Here is a 17,803-nt window from a genome sequence, read left to right on the forward strand (position 1 = left end):
TTATTTATTGGTTGGACGGCTACCATCCTCACCGTCGCCCATTTTGCCGAGCGAACCGCGCATTTGTGTATCGGCTTCAATATTTTTGAGATTCATATAGTCCATGACACCAAGCTTGCCGGAGCGCAGCGCTTCTGCCATAGCCAGCGGCACCTGGGATTCGGATTCGACCACCAGCGCCTTCATCTCAACGACACGGGCCTTCATTTCCTGCTCATGGGCAACAGCCATCGCTCTGCGTTCCTCCGCTTTGGCCTGGGCAATGCGTTTGTCCGCCTCAGCCTGTTCGGTCTGCAGATAAGCGCCGATATTCTTGCCCACATCAACGTCGGCAATATCAATCGATAGAATTTCAAAAGCCGTCCCGGAGTCAAGCCCCTTGGACAGCACGGTCCGTGAGATCGAATCGGGATTCTCCAGCACGTCCTTATGGGAGCTGCTTGAACCTACTGTAGTAACAATCCCCTCCCCGACACGGGCGATGATCGTTTCTTCGCCTGCACCGCCGACGAGACGGTCAATATTGGCCCGGACGGTTACTCTCGCCTTTACCTTAACCTCGATACCGTTCTTGGCTACAGCTGCGACAACCGGGGTCTCAATGACCCGGGGGTTGACGCTCATCTGCACTGCCAGCAGCACGTCGCGTCCGGCAAGATCAATCGCAGCAGCGCGTGTGAACTCAAGCGGAATATCCGCACGCTGCGCAGCGATTAGCGCATTAACAACCCGGTCCACGTTACCGCCCGCCAGGTAGTGGCTTTCGAGCTGGTTAATGCTGAGTCCCAGCCCCGCCTTCGTCGCTTTGATCAGCGGATTGACGATCCGGCTCGGCGTAACCCGGCGCAGTCTCATCGCCACCAGCGTGATAATGCTGATTCTAACACCGGACGCCCACGCGGATACCCACAGCATCACCGGGAAGAAACTGAAGAACACGCTCAGTACAATGATCACAACAACCGCAATCAGCAAAAATGTAATTATAGAAGCTTGACCCATATTATTCATCCTCCGTTACCTTTTAAAATCCATTAATTCTCCGCTTCCTTCACAACGACACGTCCGCCTTCGACCTTCACAACAGAAATGGGCATACCCGCGCTGATAAAGCTGCCTTCTGTAACCACATCCACGCGTTCACCGCCCACCATAGCCGTTCCGGCTGGACGAAGCGGCGTAAGACTGACCCCCATAGAGCCGATCAGATTCAGCTTCTCCAGCACAGGCACAAAGCCCTGCTCCTTAGTTAAGCTGTCCTGCAAAATAAACCGGTTCCAGATGCCCCGCTCCTTGAAGGTGACGGCTACAATAATTATAACCACTGCCGCTGCTGCAAAAGCGATGCCCAGGCTGAACAAAGCATGCGTATAGCTGTAAGCAGCCCGTACAACACCCGCTACAAGGCTGACCGATCCCAACAGCCCCAGAATACCGAAGCTTGGGACGAACAGCTCCAGTACAAGCATGACCAGGCCCAGGATGAACAGCAGCCAGGTCTCCGCACCGGCAAAACCCGCCACATAGTTGCCGAAAAAATAGAGGGCAAAGGCCAGTGTACCTATAATGCCCGGAGCGCCAAATCCCGGCACCAGCAATTCAATGACAATTCCTGCGATCCCGACGAAGAGCAGAATCGTCATAATAATCGGATTTGTCAGAAAATGCGACATTTTTTCCGCACCGGTATGCTCCACGCGAAAAATGTCGGCAGTGGAATACCCAAGCCAAGTAATCGCCTCTTCCGGCGTGCTTGCAATGCTGTCCGCATATCCGGCTTTGAGCGCTTCGCTGCTGCTGAGCGCGATAATCTGCCCCTTCGACTTGCTCACACCAAGCTCAGGCTTGTTGACACTAAGATTGACATCCATCATTCCGGCAGCAATTTCAGGATCACGTCCATTCAGTGAAGCTGCGCCAACCATTTTGGATTTCCAGTAGGATACCATCTTGGCGTCGTTTACGCTTTTTCCGCTGCCATCTACGAGCGAAGCCGCGCCGATCATGCTGCCGGGCTTCATGATGATGCTGCCCGCATTCAGCGCTATGTAACTGCCGGCGGAAGCGGCATCGCCTTTAATATAGGCAGCGGTTGGGATTTTACTGTCCCTTACCAGCGTGCCGATTTGCTCGGCGGAATTGACAAGTCCGCCCGGTGTATCAATCTCCAGCACAATCAGAACCGCCCCGTAATTGGCCGCCTCCTGAAATCCCCGCTCCAGAAAGCTCTGCAGCCCCCGCTCAATCTCCTGGTCAACCGGAATGATAAATACCGGACCGCTTTTGGTCTCACCGACGGCTGCTCCCGGCGCGCGCGGCGGAGTGTCATCTGCGCTTGCTGTTCCGGGCAAAGGCACAAAGAGCAGCAGCAGCAAAAGGACAGAGATGGCTGCCACAGCTATTTTCCGAAATTTATTCAAGCTTTAACCCCCTTTCCTTAGCATATCTCCAATTCTTAATGCTTAGTACGCCTATTATGTAAAGGAGTTTCAAAAAACGATATAATGAAAAACACCCCTTATCAAAGGGGTGCTAGCGTTATATTATTGCAGAAATTGCTGAACCGCTTGGTTCACAAGTTTACCATCGGCGCGACCCTTTACCTTAGGCATCAGTGCGCTCATCACCTTACCCATTTCACTTTTCGAAGAAGCACCGGTTTCCTGGATGGTCTGCTGTACAATTACTTTAATTTCTTCTTCGGAAAGCTGTTCAGGAAGGTATTTAATGATAATCTCGATTTCTGCCTTCGTACTCGCGGCAAGCTCGTCGCGACCCGCTGATTCAAATTCTTGGAGGGCATCTTTGCGCTGTTTGATTTCACGACTAAGGATATCAAGCACTTCGCTGTCGTCTAATGTTCTCTTCAAATCTATTTCAAGATACTTTATTGTAGAACGAACCATTCGAATCGTTGAGAGTGTGAACTTGTCCTTACTCTTCATCGCTTGCTTCATATCTTCGTTCAATCGTTCGCTAAGATTCATGCTTGGGTAATCCTCCTAAAACTTTCTCTTACGAGCAGCCTCAGACTTCTTCTTGCGCTTTACGCTTGGCTTTTCATAATGCTTGCGTTTCTTCACCTCAGCCAAGACACCATCTTTAGCAATGGAACGTTTAAAGCGACGAAGTGCAGCATCAATTGTCTCGTTTTTACGAACTTTCGTTTCAGACACCAGTTTTCCCTCCCTCCGACCAGACCGTCCAAGAGCATAACAACACGGTTCATCAAATTTCATTATAGGTCAAAGCGAAATATGGTGTCAACCTTCGTGTCATTCTTTTTTTGGGCTGGCGCTTCCGTATTAAAGATCTGTTACGCGTGAGATGTCGAGGTTCCGACGAGGGCACCCAATTTGGCTCCGCCAAGCAAGTGATAATGAAGATGAGGCACAGCTTGTCCGCTGTCCGGTCCACAGTTGTTAATCAGTCTGTACCCGCTCTCGGAAATCCCAAGCTCCACAGCAATTTGCTGCGCCACAGCGTGAATCTCTGCGATCAGCGGCAGATCCTCAGGCGTAACATCCTTCATGGAAGCAATGTATTTCTTCGGAATGATCAGCACATGCACCGGAGCGGCAGGCTCAATGTCATAAAACGCCAGAATCCGCTCATTCTCAAACACTTTCTTGGATGGGATTGATCCTTCAATGATTTTGCTAAACACAGTTTCCATAGGGACTTCCTCCTATAATTTGTTAACGTTGCTGTCCTGAAATTCATTATGTAACTAATCATACAGGATAATTCCGGATTGGGAAAGCTGCGGGCAGCAGTCATCCGGGCAGTCGTTAACGGGACGGTAGATGTGAGGATTGTGGGTAGTCTTTACCGAACTGTATCAGGTACAGAATAAAGGTACAGAGTGAGGTACAGAGATAGGTACAGGCTCACTTTGGAGAGATATTGTGTTCTATGCACCGCAGCAATTGTATCTGATACAGCAGGTGCAGCAGAGAGAAGCAGCGCTTTTCAAAAATATGTGAGATGCGGATGGGAAGTCAGGCGGCGGTCGGAAACCCGCTCATTCCCTGCAGTTACGACTAGTACCTCTATGTAAAGATAAAGTTCATCTTATATAGCAGGAAAATCGCCCTCTATTCTGGGTAAGAACATGTGCTCCAGGAAAATAGGGGGAAATCATTCCGTTATATTTGGCCGCTAACCCTTTCCGAGGTAGAATGGACGATTATACAGGGAGGAATTCCCCTTAACTCGTGGATTATGGAGATCTAATACGAAATTGCGGGACTTTTTCCGTTTATTTTGATCCAGGCATTCCAAAGTGAATAAAATAAAAAAGACAAAAAAAAGAAACACCCTTCACAGCTCAGAAAGCTGATTCGGCGGCGGACGTATGAAAAGGAGGAAATTCCCGGTCATACGTCCGCCGAGGTGTTTCAAAATGATGTCGGCTTAGCTGTATTATAACAGGGGGTTGAAGGTGTCTCTGTGACAGATGTCACACTCAACCCCACTCATCACATTTTTTCCAAAAGAATCCGCGAACCCCCGCCGCCCTGCTCTGCCGGCACGATTACCAGCTTGCGCGGCAAGCGGGCCCGCAGCTCGGGAACGTGACTGATGATGCCGACCGACAACTGATCATTATGCAATCTTTCAAGAGAAGTAATAACTGTATCCAGCAAATCCGGGTCGAGTGTGCCAAAGCCTTCATCCAGAAAAAAGAATTGCAGCGGATACTGTCCCCGTAGTTGAATCTGTGCCGATAGGGCCAGCGCCAGCGACAGGGAGGTCAGGAAGGTTTCTCCCCCGGATAAAGTCGAGACCGGACGTCTGACTCCCCCGTTTCCGTCATCGCGGATGACAAAGCCCCCGCCGGAGTCCACCTCCAGCGCATAACGCTGTTTGCTCAGGAAGCGCAGCCGCTGCGAGGCGGCCTGGCATACCTGCATCAACTGCTCCTCGGCAATGTACTCCACAAAGGCATTACCGCGCAGCACTGTCTGCAGCTTGGACAGCCGATCCTGGAGCGAGGCATGCTCCACACGTTCTCCTTCAAGCTCCATCCAGCGGATGTGGCGGTGCTGCAGGTCCTCCAAATCACGCTCCGCGCGCGCACGGCTCTGCAAAGCACTCTCGTCTTCTTCCTTGCATCTGCGCAGGGTCTCTTGGCTCTCCTGCCATTCCTCCCCGCTCACGAAGGCTCCGCCCAGCTTCTCTTCTATGCTCCGAAGCTGCAATGCGACCTCTGCTTCATCGTCACGATGAGCCTTTACACGGGCAGCGGCCCCGGTGCGTTCTTCCGGCGTTAAGGCAGCACCCTCCACTTCCAAAGCCGAAGCAAACAGAGAAGATTGCAAGCTGTTCTCCCACTGGGCAGCAGCGGCTGCGCAATGCTCGCGGGCAGACTCCGCCGCCTGGCGGGCGATAGCCGCCTCCTTCACCGCATCCTGCGCTTGTTCCGCCGCCAGCCGGTGGCCCTGCTTGCTGCTCTCCAGCGCAGTCTGCAGCTCCTGCAGACGCTTCTCACACTCCGCCAGCAAAGCGGCAGCGGAGCGGCCGCCTGTCCATTGCTGCAGGCGCTGATCCTTCTCCTGCTCCAGCGCCTCTTTGCCTTCGAGCTGCGCATTCCACTGGGCCAGTTCCTTGTCAAGACTCGCTATTTCCTCCTGCAAAGCCTGCACGGCAGCACTTTTCTCCTCCAGGAACTTGACGCTGATCTCCAGCCTTCCTCTGATATCATCGGCCTGCTCGTCCTTCTTCAGCATCTCACGGTACGCCTGCTCCGCAGCATCCGGCTCCAGCTCAGGAAAGAGCCGGCTCCACTCTTCACGCAGCGTTGCCAGTTGCCGGCCCAGTTCACCGGTCTTGGCAGTGATGCCCTGCAGCCAGCCTGCTTCAGCTTCCACCCCGGCAGCTTCCTTGTGTCTCATTTGCTGCTGCTCCTGCATAGAACGCTGCCACTCCACCGCTGTGCGGCGCAGCTCCCCGGAGCGGGCCTTCAGCCCGGCAAGCTCAGCTTCAAGCTGAGCCAGCGCCACCTCATCTGGGACAGGTGAGGTGGTGGAGAAAGGATCAGAAACAAAGACTCCAGAGGAGTCAGAAGAAGCTGAACCTGCCGTGAGATTGGAAAGACCTGCGGCGACTGAGAGATCAGGAAATGCTGGAGTTGCCGACAGATGGGTAGGAGCAGCAGCGACTGACGGATCAGAAGCATCGGGCAAAGCTGAGAGATCAGATGCATAAGATGCTGACTGATCAGTTGCTACTAAGAGATCAGATGGTGCATGAGATGCCGACAGACCAGGAAGAACTGTAGCTTCAGTTCCGCTACTCCGCTCCAGTCCTGCAGCGGCAGGCGACTTCATGAGCTCCGCAGCTCCTTCGCCGTAAACCTGCTCCAGCCATGCCCCGGTCTGCTCCAGTAAGTTATGGAACTGATGGCGGACTTCGAGCGCACGTCTGCCCAGGGTCCGGCTGAGCTCAAGCCGGGCTTCCAGTTCTTCCTGCGCGCCGCTGTCTTCCTCCAGCGCAGGCAAGGGGTGATGGAGGCTGCCGCAGACCGGGCAAGGCTGCCCATCCTGAAGTTCACGGGCGAGCGACAGCGAGAGCCTGTGCAGCTCTTGTCCTTTGAGTGCCGCCGCCACTGTGCTTCCATGAAGCTCCAGGCTGTCCACGGCGGCTTCTGCTGCGGCCTCTCCGGCGCGCAGCTTCTCCAGGTGCAGCGCTGCGGCGGCGATCCCCCCGCCGCGCTGCGCCTCCAGCGACTGCCGCCGTTCCTCGGCGGCAGCAAGGCGCGCCTCCGCCGCCGCGAGCACCGCGGCGCGCTCGGCGCGCTCACGTTCCGCCATCTCCCACTGGGAGGAGGCGGAACGCAGGACCTGCAGCCGCTGCATCGCATCCTGCAGCGACTGCCGCTCCTGGGAGCGGACCGCGAGCGGCTGCAGACTCATCTGCAGCTCTTGCTGCCGCTTTTGGCCCTTGGCCAAAAGCTCACGCTCCCGAGCCATGCCCTCCCGCCGGGCAGCCAGCCCGCGGGAGGCCTCGTCGCGGCGCTCCAGCACAGCGGCGCGCTCCTGCCGCAGCGCGCGAAGCTCGGCTTCCAGCTCGAGCGCGCGGCGGTACACGCCCTCCGATTCCCGGAGGGCAGGCTCCTCTGCGGCCAGCGCGGCTTGTGCCGCCGCTTCGGCCGCAGCCAGCCCCGCCGCCTGCCGTTCGGCGGCGGCGGCGGAAGCCTCCTGGCCCTCGGCCCGGGCCAGACGGCTCTTCCAGGCCTCTTCCGCGCTGCGCCAGGCCTTCAGCGCGGGCAGCATCTTCTCGGCTTCGTCAGATTTGCCGAGCTTCTGTTCGAGCAGGAGGATATCCGCCTCCTGCGACAGCAAAACCTGCCGCTGGCCTTCGCGGCGAACGCGCTCATCCTGCAGCTCGCGGATTCGGGCGTAGCGCTCCGCCCGCTGCACAGCCTCATCCAATCTGAGGCGGCAATCCGCAGCATGGCGGACCGCTGCCTGCAGGCGTTCGGCCGCAGCCTCAACATCTGCCTGCCCGGCGCTGCCGAGCCCCTGCTGCTCGGCCTCCAGCGCCCGCAGCGCCGCCTCGTTCTCCTTGACCCGGCGGCTGAGCTTCAGCGCCAGCCCGTCGCCGTACTGCTCCAGATGAAAGAGACGCTGAAGCATCTGTCTGCGGTCTACACCGCGCAGCGACAGGAACTCGGCGAATTTGCCCTGGGGCAGCACCACGGCACGGGTAAAGTCATCCATTTTGAGTCCAATATGTTCTTCCACACATCTCGTTACATCCGCGAGCTTGTCAGCCATCACCTGGTCGCCATCTGCTGTAACCTCGATGAAGCGGCTGATCGTATTGCTGACCGTTTGATCTCCGGTGCGCTTGAATTTACGTTCGACCCGGTAACGGCGCGGCCCGGCAGAGGAAACAAGCTCAAAAGTGAAAGCCACGCTAAGCTGATCCTCGGAATGATTCATGATGCCTTGAGTCCCATTCACCGCACGCTCTACCTTGCCATACATGGCTAGTGTGATCGCATCCAGCAGACTGGACTTGCCGCTGCCCGTCGGTCCGAAAATGCCGAACAGCCCGGTCTCGGTCAGGCTCTCAAAATCAATCTCCTGCTGCTCTCGATAGCTCTGCAGCCCGGCTACTTTTAATAGAATCGGCTTCACCTTAGTTCTCCTCCCCTTCCGCAGGCTCGCGCCGGTCTTCTTCCGCCAGCTCCAGGAACAGCTCAATCAGGCTGTCCTCTGGCTCCGCCCCGCCGGTCTGCCGCTGGTAGAATCTGCGGAACAACTCCTGCACCGGCATACGCGAACGGGACAGCTCCTCCAGCTCCTGCTCCATCTGCGGATAAATCGGCCGGATGTGTATAATCCCCTCGCGTGATTTGCGCAGCCGCTGGATATCATTCAGCGACATCGCTTCCGTGAGGCGAAGCTCCAGATCAATAAAGGCCTCAGCATCCCTGCCTTCATCCAGCCAGTTGTAGACCTCCTGCAGCCCGCCGGAGGATTTCCATCTCACCAGCGGACGGCCGCAGCGGAGATAGATTTCCTCAAAAGATGGCTCGCCGCCTGGAGCAACCTCAATCATCGCCACCGATTTGGCCTGCCCGGCTTCCGAGAAGCTGTAAGCAAGCGGCGACCCGCTGTAGCGGATCATGCCATCGCCTTTGACCCGCTGGGCGCGGTGGAGATGTCCAAGCGCTGTATACTGGGCGCCGCAGTATAGCGCAGAGGGATCTACAGTGTACGCCCCGCCGACCTGAATCGGCCGCTCCGAATCGCTCTCTACGCCGCCGAGCACATAGATATGGCTCATCGCCAGATTCACCGTCTGCGGCGAAAATTCCCGGCCCAGCAGCTTCATTAGCCTGCCGACCCGGGCGCTATAGGCGAGACGCAGCTCCTCCTCTGCGCTGTCCCCGGCGAGCAGTTCGCCGAGCCGGGCTTCGGAGGGATAGGGGAGCGCAGCGATTTTGGCGATTTCTCCTGTGCGGACAGCGTGAACCGTCACCGGCTCCGAGGTAGGCAGGCCCACCAGAGTAATGCCCTGTCTGCGGACAAGCGGGGACACGGAAGCTACGCGCTCCGGCTGATCATGATTGCCCGAGATTACTACGAGCGGCCTGCCGTTCGCCGTCAGTCTGGCGGCAGCATCGTAGAACAATTGCTCCGCCGCTGCCGGAGGATTCACTGAGTCATAGACGTCACCCGCCATTAATATAAGATCCGCTTGGGAGGAATCGGCAATCTCCACCAGCTCATCAATGAACTGTTCCTGCTCCCTCTGCCGGCTTCTTCCTTCCAGCGTCCGGCCAAGATGCCAGTCCCCCGTATGCAATATGCGCATGTTCGCCCTCTTTTCCCCGCCAATCACGCGGCATTAATAGATTGATAGATTAATAGATTCCTACATAAATCGAACTAAGAGTTTCTTATTAAGGTCTGGTCGTAACTGCGGGGAATGTTTGGGCTTCCGGCCGCTGTTATATTTGGATTTCCTGATTGAAACCGCTGGGCGCAGTAGAAGTCCAAATATAGCCTAATCATACGGCCAGCTTTCCTACGGAAAGCTCTCAGGCGAACGCTGCCGCTCCGTAAGTATCCAAACTTCCCGTCACTTCTACCCAGGTCAATCGCTTACGGATTTTTTTGAACACCTGTGCTCAAATGCTTCAGGAATACATGGTTGCGGAAGCTTTTATCCTATTTGCCAGGTTCTGAGGTGGAATTTCCCCACTTCCCCTCCTCACTCCAACAACGGCATTTCTGCCGTTATTCCTGGTCGGACCACCCAATCTCACTCCAACAACGGTATTTCTGCCGTTATTCCTGGTCATACCACCCAATCTCACTCCAACAACGGCATTTCTACCGTTATTCCTGGTCAGACCACCCAATCTCGCTCCAACAACTGCATTTCTGCCGTTATTTCTGATCGAAGAACCTACTCACGGTTCTCCTTGTTGTACCTGTTTCTAGTTCATTTCGTAAGCGATAGCCCTACACTTCTACCCTTTTTATTAGACAAGCCCAATTCTATCTTCACAGCCTCACGGCATGTCCGCCGTCAAAAAAGTACAGCCAGATCTCACTGACCGGCTCGCCCAAAATATCAAGCAGCGCCTTGCTGTACAGCTCCAGTTGAAAACGGTATTTCTCCTTCAATGCTTCCAAGCCGCCTAATTGCTTCTCTACCGAATCTGTCTTGTAATCCAACAGAATCAAACGTCCCTCTTCGCGGAACAGACAGTCTATCACGCCTTGAATCATGACGGATTCCCCAAAGGCCGTGCTGCCGTCAGAAGCTTCAAGTCCCGAAGCCGCTTCACGCAGATAGGCAAGATCACTGTAGGCTTCACTCGCCGGAACCATGTAGCTGAAGGGCTGCTCTCTTCTTTTCCAGGGAGCCTTCAGCAGTCTCTGGCCGATTTCCGCACTATAAAAAGCCTCTACTTCAGCAAGCTCAACCGCTTCGGCCTGCTCATCGCTAAGAATCGCAAGCCGTGTTAGGCGCGCCACCGTGTCTTCCAGATCAGCTCGGTCCACCACCGGCCCCTCCAGCGGAACATGCTGCATAACCGTATGATAGGCCGTTCCCCGCTCCGCAGGCGACAAGCCCCGCTTTTCCATAAATTTCGGGCGCTGCAGATGCAGGCTGTCTCCACCTGCCCTACTCCACACAGCCCCCCCTGCTCTTGCCGTATGCCGAGCCTCCTCCAGCAAATCGTACGAAGGCTGCTCCTGCATGGACAGCATGGCCTTAAGCTCCGTTACGGAGGTTTTGGCCGGAATGCCTGAAGCAGCAGCATATGGGTACTTCCACTTCAATCTTGCGGTGATTTCCGCCTCTGCAGGAGTACTCTTGGAAGGTACACGGCGGCCGTGCCGCATGGCTTCAAGATTTACATACCGCTCTTCGTCCGTCTCCGCATTACCATCCTTGGCCAGAATAGACCCGGAGCTGAGCTCAGAGGCGTTCAAGGTTGAAATACTCCAGTTGGAAGCATCCCGATGCAGCACTGTAGATACCGGTCCTTCGGCTCCGGCCAGCTTGCGCAGAATAGCCGCACCCGGATGGCGGATCAGCGCCGGTCCCACCCAATCCAGATAGCTGCGGCCACGGGCCAGCAAATGATCCGCCAGCAGCAATTCCTCATGGTCCTGCACGCTGCTCCAGCCCGCGAGGGTACGCGGCAAATCTCTCACCGTGCCGACGAGAATCATTTTGTCGCGCGGCCGGGTTAACCCGACATAGAGCACACGCATTTCCTCCGCGAGCAGCTCCAGACGCGAACGGCGGTTAATAGCCAGATAGGGCAGTGTCGGATAGCTGACCCGGGTCTCCCGTTCCACAAAACGCGGCCCAAACCCAAGCTCCTTATGCATCAGGAAAGGGGAATGCAGATCCTGGCGGTTAAATGGCTTAGCCATTCCGGCCAGAAATACCACAGGAAACTCCAGACCCTTGGACTTGTGAATGGTCATAATTCTGACGCCGCCGGCCTCTTCGCCCGTTCCTCCGGCCACTCCCAGGTCCCCTCCGTTTTCTCTCAGACGGTTAATAAATACCAGGAAACGGAACAGCCCGCGCGAGGAAGTGTCATTTTCAAACTGTACCGCCCGGTCATACAGAGCGGTAAGATTATTCTGGCGCTGAAATCCGCCCGGCAGGCCGCCGACCCATTCCAGATATCCGCTCTCTCCATAAATTCGCCAAATCAAGGTGCTGAGACTGCCCTGGCGGGCCGCATTTCTCCAGCCTTCAAGCAGCGTCAAAAATTTCTTAAGCTTCGCCTGAAGCTTCAAGGAAATCTCCGGCATGGCTGTAACGCCCGCCGCATTCTCCACGCCGCCGCTGCTTCCCGCGATTCTTGCTTCGTCAGCTACAATTAAGTGATCTATTACAGCAGCCGTCCCGGTTTGGGCCGTTTCCGTCTCATTTCCTGCCGCAGGCTGCACTCCCGCAGCCGCCAGCACAGCATCGAAGAACGAACCGTTGCTGCACAGCCGCACCGCTGCCAGCTCTTCTTCGCGCAGGTTCACCACAGGAGAACGGAGCACCCCAGCCAGCGGGATGTCCTGGCGCGGATTGTCAACAATCTGCAGCAGCGCTAGGGCAACTTCGACCTCAGTCGCCTGAAAATAGCCTTTCGTCTGGTCTCCATACGCCGGGATGCCTTCAAGCCGCAGCTCTTCGATCATCAGCGGTGTCCAGATCCGCGCCGACCGCAGCAGAATCACGATATCGCCGTACACAACCGGCCGCATGATGCGCAGCGCTTTATCATAGATCAGCAGCGGCTCGCCGCCGGCCATGCCGGTCATTTGCGAGATGCGCCGGACAATGGCGCGCGCCTCAAGCTGAGCGGTTTCGCTCTCAATGGCTTCATTCTCCTGCGGAGGAAGGTCTCCATCCTCAGCGGCTTCCTCCGCGCGTCCGGCGGACGACGTTCCCCGGTCGATAATGAGCAGCTCGGGGGCAAAATAAGTATCCGGCCCCTTATCCTCCGCACCCGGGAAGCTTGCTCCATAGACCAGCTCCGCACGCTCGTCGTAGCTTATTTCGGCAACCGTCCGGTCCATGATCTGCCGGAAGATCATATTTACAGCATTTACAACCTCCCGGCGGCTGCGGAAATTACGGGCCAGATCAATGACTGAGCCCCCAGCAGACTTAACCGGCCCAGCGCCTTCTCCAGTACCCTCCTCCGCTTCGCTGCCATCTCCGCCTGAACCGAAGCTCTGGTATTTATCCAGGAACAATCCCGGCTCGGCCAGCCGGAAACGGTAAATGCTCTGCTTCATATCCCCGACCATAAACCGGTTGCCCGGCGATTCGCGGGAGATCAGCCTTACGATCTCCTCCTGCACGCTGTTCGTATCCTGATACTCGTCCAGCAGCACCTCGTCGAACTGGTCACGGTATTCCATCGCCGCATCCGAAGGTACGGAATGGCCGGGTACAGAATCCTCATGACGCAGAATCTGCAGACAGTAATGCTCCAGATCACTGAAATCGACCAGTCCCCGGCCTGCTTTCTCGGCGCGGTACCGTTCTCCGAATTCAATCACCGTCTCGGCCAGCTCCTGCATCAGCGGAGCCGCCTCATGCAGCTCTCTCAAGAACGTCCCGGCAGGACGTCCAAAGAGCGACTTTTGCAGCTCCAGCAAGCTTTTCTTCACGCTGTCGCGCAGCTCCTTAACCGTCTCCTGCAGCCCGGGGTCTGTCGAATCCTTCTTGCAGGCCTTCAGCTTCCCAAACGATATTTCTATAAAAATATCATACAGCTCCGCCCACGGGCGGAACTCCAGCGCCTCTTGCAGCGACTGGACCATTTCCAGATCCGCCGCCAGATTCTCGGCATAAGGAGCCGGTCCGCCAGGCTGTAAAGCGATTTCCATGCCCTGTCGGAGCTGGCTGGCAGCCCCGTCCAGCGTCAGCTTCGCCTCCGCCAGAATGCTCTGCACCCAAGGCGTACGGCTTAAGGCCTCCGTATCCGGCAGCGAGAAATCGGCAGCCGTATCCCGCAGCCACTCTGCCGGCCAGGGGTGGCTGCGCGCAAAATCATGCAGACGCTGTACCAGTGCATGCACGGCATCATCGCTGCGCTCGCCGCTGAACCAGTCAGCAAGCCGTACAAAGACAGTATCTTCCCCGTCCTCGCGGACTTCTCCATACTTCTCTTCCAGCAGCTCCTCCAGCAGCTCCTGGCGCATCATCTCCGCCTCATGCTCATTCAGAATCCGGAAGCCCGGATCAATCGGAATAAGCTGGTAATAACGCCGGATCACCTCCAGGCAAAAGGAATGCAGCGTCGTGATCGAGGCTTTGCCGAGCAGAGCAAGCTGGCGGCGCAGATGCTCATTGCCTTGGCTTCCTTCACCATCCACGGACTCCGCTTCCTCCAGCTTCCGTTCCAGCGCCTCACGGATGCGCTGGCGCATCTCGGAGGCGGCAGCCTTCGTAAATGTGGCTACCAGCAGCCGGTCCACGCTGAACCCGCTCTCCCCGCTGCTGATTTTACGGATAATCCGCTCCACCAGCACCGCCGTTTTGCCGGAGCCTGCCGCTGCCGCGACCAGGATATCGTCACCGCTCTCGGCAATGGCGCGCCACTGGTCGTCGCTCCATAGGCTTCCTTCCGGTTTGGGCTCTATTTCAGCTCTTCGCTTCATGGCTTCTCTCCTCCTTCGCGGGACAGCAGATCCCAGATAACTTCCTTGCCCGGCTTACCCAGATTGTTGTAAGCATTGCCTTCCACGGCCTCATCGAACTGGCATACCGGCCGGAAAGCGCAGAAGGTGCAGGCCGTCTCCTGCTGAATGCGGTAAGGCGCAATCGCCACATCGCCTTCGGTAATGCGTGTCCCGATATCAGAAATCGTGCTGCGCACCGAAGACAGCAAATGTCCCCACTGCTCGGGGGTAGCCACCGAAGCGCTGCTGTAAAATCCGCCATCACTCTTCAGCGCTACCGGCACAATCGAGGAATAACCCTTGTCCAGCGTAGTATCCATAAGTGAAACCACTTCACGGTCAGCCGTCAGCAGGCCCTTCATTTTGAAACGCTTGAGCAGCTCCTGCTCCGCCTGCTCACGGTTCATGCCGTTCGCCGAAGCCAGCAGCGGATCATGCACATGAAAATAGAGCGTTCCGGCCGGCAGGGCGGTCTTGCCCAGCCACTGCTCCGAATAGGTAAGCAGCACATCCAGGTAGGTCAGCATTTGCAGCGACAACCCGTAATAGACCTCATGCAGCTTGAGATCCTTCTGGCTTGATTTATAGTCAATAACGCGCAGCAGGATGCCCTGCTCGCCTTCAGCCATATCCACCCGGTCAATCCGGCCCACCACTTCCATGACACAACCGTTCGGCAGAGTAATTCTCAGCGGCGGCAGGTCCTTGCCGGGACCAAAATCCAGCTCCAGCCCTACCGGCTCAAAGCTGCCCCGTCTGGCATGCTCGCCCAAAATGACGGAGGCGCGGCTGACGATGCTCTTGAGCTTGCGCGAGATATAGCCGTAGCGCTTGCTGCTCATCAGGATTTCGCCCTGCAGGAGCGGCGAGAGCTTGTCCACGGTCTCACCCGCCTCACGGCGGCATTCCTCCGCCGTCAGACTGCCCCAGCCGCGGCCCTGCTTCTGCAGCCGCTGCGCCATATCACTGAGGGCGGCGTGGAACAGCTGCCCAATATCCGGCGCCTGCAGCTTGTATAGCTGGCGCTCTCTCAATCTCAGGCCATAGGAAGCAAAATGCGAGAAGGAGCAAGCGGCGAACTTCTCCATGCGGGACACGCTGCCGCGCAGCGTGGTTCCGCCGTAAAGCCGCAGGCTGGTCTCCCGTTTCAGCCGGATTCCTTCATTGCGGTAGAACAGGGAGCCGAGCAGCCGTTCCAACTGCGGTCCATACTCCTTGCTCGCAATAAACCAGTTGTAGACATCCCACCACAATTCAGGAATCTGGGCGCCCTGGCGCCACTGCCGAAGCTGCATAATCAGCATCCGCAGCGTCTGCTCCGGCGCTCCGACAAAGCTCATATGCAGCGCTTCGGCCATCCCGGCTTCCTCAGCCGCTCCAGCCGCAGGGAACCCGGAAACAAACTGCTCCTTGAGCGCTCCCGGAAACATCACTTGCAAGTTACGAATAATCTCGGATGGCAGCAGGGCCTTGCCCTCTTCATCCGCAGTAGCGTAGCTTACCCAGAGCTTGCCGCTTGCCGCAGTGAGCGCATTGTAAATCAGAAAACGCTCGTCCAGCAGCTTACGGGATGAACCCGAAGCAAGCTCCATTCCGGCATTCTCCAGCAGCAATCGCTCCCCTTCCGAGAGAATGCCGTCATCCTTGAACTGCGCGGGAACGACACCTTCATTGAACCCCAGCAAAAAGGCGTACTTCACACCCGAAACCCGGGTCCGGTCCATACTGCCGACCAGCACCTGGTCCAGCGCAGGCGGAACCAGCCCCATTTTCAGCTCAGCCAGCCCCGTCTCCAGTACCCCGGCGAAAACATCAAATTCCATTCTTTCGTTGCCCATCATCTCGGCAATCTGATCCAGCAGCCCCAGCACCGCTCCCCAGAGCTGACTGTGCTCGCGGGCCGACTCAGGCCGTCCAGCCTCTAATGCCTCCACACCCATCCGCTCCAGCTTGCGCGCCGCATCCGTATCCTGCAGCAGGGCATATACTGCTTTACATAGATCCAGGCCGCTGCGGCTTTTCTTAACCTGCTTCTCAAAGGCTTGCAACGGGCCTGTAATAATCGCCCGGCAGGCCTCCATTCTCGCCAGTTGCGCTTCGTCCACAGCTCTCTCGCCTTCCAGCGAAAGGCTGGGAATTCCCTTCCAGGAACGTCCATCCGTCCAGCGGTAGCCCTGAATGCCGCAGGCCAGCACATAGTTCTCCAGCTCGTCCATATCCTCACGGGTCACGCTATGGTCAAACGGAAGCAGCAGCTCGGTCTTCACACAGCGGAACACATCCTCATAACGCCAGCGGCGGCGGACCACATCCATGGCAGAGCGGATAAATTCTACCAGCGGGTGATGCAGCTCATTCATCTTCTGGTCAAGGAAGAAGGGGACGCCATAGTCCTGGAACAGCGGAACCACAAGCTGTTCATAATCGGCAATATTTCGCATAAACACAGCCATTTCGCCATACTGCGCCCCTTCGTCGCGAACCAGCCGGATCATCTCCCGCAGGCTTCCTTCAACCTCGGCCCGGCGAGAAGCTGCGGCAGTGAGGGTAATGGCACCCGCAGCCTCTGCAGCCTCGCCGCTCCAGCGGTTCCGGCGGCCAAAGCCCCGCTCCAAATGGGCGAGAACCGGACTTCCGGAAAACCGCGGCAGCACCGGCGGAGCGAGCTGCTCGTCCCATACCGTCAGGCCCATCTCCTCGGCCATTCCACGCAGCTTGATGTAGGTTACAGCCGCAGGATGAAACAGATCCAGCTCATGCGGCTGCATCCCCGAAGGATAAATGCGGTCCAGGGTCAGCGCTATCGTCACACTGGAGGCATACTGCATCAGCTCGCGGAGCACGATAAACTCCTGGGGAGTAAAGCCATGAAAACCATCCACCCAAATCTCCGCTCCGCGTATGTATGTGGATTCCTTTATATGCTCAGCCAGCTCATTCAGCCGGTCTTCCTCGTCAATGTACAGCCGGGACATTTCCTGCTCCAGCTCGCTGAACACCAGATGCAGATCATCCAGCTTGCTGGCAAGAATCGGGCTTCTTAGGGTGGAGTCCCGCATCCTTGACAACTGCTCCTCCAGATCGGCTGCTCCCAGGCAGCAGCGCTTCAGCTCCGTGTGCAGCTGGCTCAGCCGCTCCACAAAGCCAGGTCTGTCGCTCGAAGCGCCAAAGAGCTTCAGTTCCTCCTTGCGGCGGCTGATGATTTTGTAAATAAGCATCTTCTTGCCTTCCTCGGAAATGGGCAGACTGGCACTGCCTCCGGTTTCCTGCCGTACCCGGTACGCAAGCCGCGAGAAGCTGAGCGTCTGTGCCCGGACGCTTCCCCGCACCTTCCCCGCTGTCAGCAGTCCCCGCTCCGCTCCAAAGGAGCCTTGCTCCGGAACAAGCACAATAATCGGCGCGCCCAGCGGCCCCTGCTCCAGAGCGGAGGTTACTTCTCTCCATATTTTCGTAGTCTTTCCGCTGCCCGAGCGGCCTGTTAACAAGGTTACCGGCATAACGACAAGCTCCTTCCGTAGCTCTGCATTTCTTCGTCCCATTATTATAGCATACTAACAATAACCGGAACGTGCGTTTGCCACAAAATTCAAGAAACTTACAGTCCATATCTTTACAAAAGCATT

9 protein-coding genes are annotated in these 17,803 nt (G+C 56.8%); all 9 read right to left on the reverse strand.

What is annotated here, in order from left to right; all coding sequences use genetic code 11:
- The 9 genes from floA to addB all read right to left on the reverse strand — a co-directional run bounded on the left by floA (window position 1) and on the right by addB (window position 17,677).
- Window positions 1-1,002 (reverse strand): flotillin-like protein FloA, encoded by a 1,002-nt coding sequence (gene floA / locus ACX1DY_RS08330; RefSeq protein WP_458963717.1) that lies wholly within the window; start codon window positions 1,000-1,002, stop codon window positions 1-3.
- Window positions 1,003-1,034: 32 nt separating this feature from the next.
- On the reverse strand, window positions 1,035-2,366 hold the full coding sequence (locus tag ACX1DY_RS08335; RefSeq protein ID WP_458963923.1) for an NfeD family protein: 1,332 nt from the start codon (window positions 2,364-2,366) through the stop codon (window positions 1,035-1,037).
- A 177-nt stretch (window positions 2,367-2,543) separates the two neighbouring features.
- A complete protein-coding gene (locus tag ACX1DY_RS08340) occupies window positions 2,544-2,987 on the reverse strand; it encodes a GatB/YqeY domain-containing protein (RefSeq protein ID WP_458963718.1) in 444 nt (147 codons plus the stop codon).
- Window positions 2,988-3,002: 15 nt separating this feature from the next.
- Complete coding sequence (rpsU, locus tag ACX1DY_RS08345; protein WP_005547957.1) at window positions 3,003-3,176, reverse strand: 30S ribosomal protein S21; 174 nt, start codon at window positions 3,174-3,176, stop codon at window positions 3,003-3,005.
- Between the two features lie 140 nt (window positions 3,177-3,316).
- A complete protein-coding gene (locus ACX1DY_RS08350) occupies window positions 3,317-3,676 on the reverse strand; it encodes a histidine triad nucleotide-binding protein (protein WP_458963719.1) in 360 nt (119 codons plus the stop codon).
- Window positions 3,677-4,481: 805 nt separating this feature from the next.
- Entirely contained in the window at window positions 4,482-8,147 is a 3,666-nt protein-coding gene (locus tag ACX1DY_RS08355) for an AAA family ATPase (RefSeq protein ID WP_458963720.1), read from the reverse strand.
- 1 nt (window position 8,148) lies between these two features.
- Window positions 8,149-9,330 carry an exonuclease SbcCD subunit D gene (locus ACX1DY_RS08360; RefSeq protein ID WP_458963721.1) on the reverse strand — a complete coding sequence of 394 codons (1,182 nt, stop codon included), beginning with the start codon at window positions 9,328-9,330 and terminating at the stop codon, window positions 8,149-8,151.
- Between the two features lie 695 nt (window positions 9,331-10,025).
- A complete protein-coding gene (locus ACX1DY_RS08365; protein WP_458963722.1) occupies window positions 10,026-14,159 on the reverse strand; it encodes a UvrD-helicase domain-containing protein in 4,134 nt (1,377 codons plus the stop codon).
- Window positions 14,156-17,677 carry a helicase-exonuclease AddAB subunit AddB gene (addB, locus tag ACX1DY_RS08370; RefSeq protein WP_458963723.1) on the reverse strand — a complete coding sequence of 1,174 codons (3,522 nt, stop codon included), beginning with the start codon at window positions 17,675-17,677 and terminating at the stop codon, window positions 14,156-14,158. Before addB ends, ACX1DY_RS08365 begins: the two co-directional genes overlap by 4 nt.
- Window positions 17,678-17,803 lie beyond the last annotated feature (126 nt).

The sequence above is a fragment of the Paenibacillus sp. BAC0078 genome, assembly GCF_054483875.1.

What these genes read in the sequence shown, in the direction of transcription:
- ACX1DY_RS08350 (WP_458963719.1), bottom strand. Translation starts at nt 3,676, where the DNA reads ATGGAAACTGTGTTTAGCAAAATCATTGAAGGATCAATCCCATCCAAG.
- ACX1DY_RS08340 (WP_458963718.1), bottom strand. Translation starts at nt 2,987, where the DNA reads ATGAATCTTAGCGAACGATTGAACGAAGATATGAAGCAAGCGATGAAG.
- addB (WP_458963723.1), bottom strand. Translation starts at nt 17,677, where the DNA reads ATGCCGGTAACCTTGTTAACAGGCCGCTCGGGCAGCGGAAAGACTACG.
- ACX1DY_RS08360 (WP_458963721.1), bottom strand. Translation starts at nt 9,330, where the DNA reads ATGCGCATATTGCATACGGGGGACTGGCATCTTGGCCGGACGCTGGAA.
- ACX1DY_RS08365 (WP_458963722.1), bottom strand. Translation starts at nt 14,159, where the DNA reads ATGAAGCGAAGAGCTGAAATAGAGCCCAAACCGGAAGGAAGCCTATGG.
- floA (WP_458963717.1), bottom strand. Translation starts at nt 1,002, where the DNA reads ATGGGTCAAGCTTCTATAATTACATTTTTGCTGATTGCGGTTGTTGTG.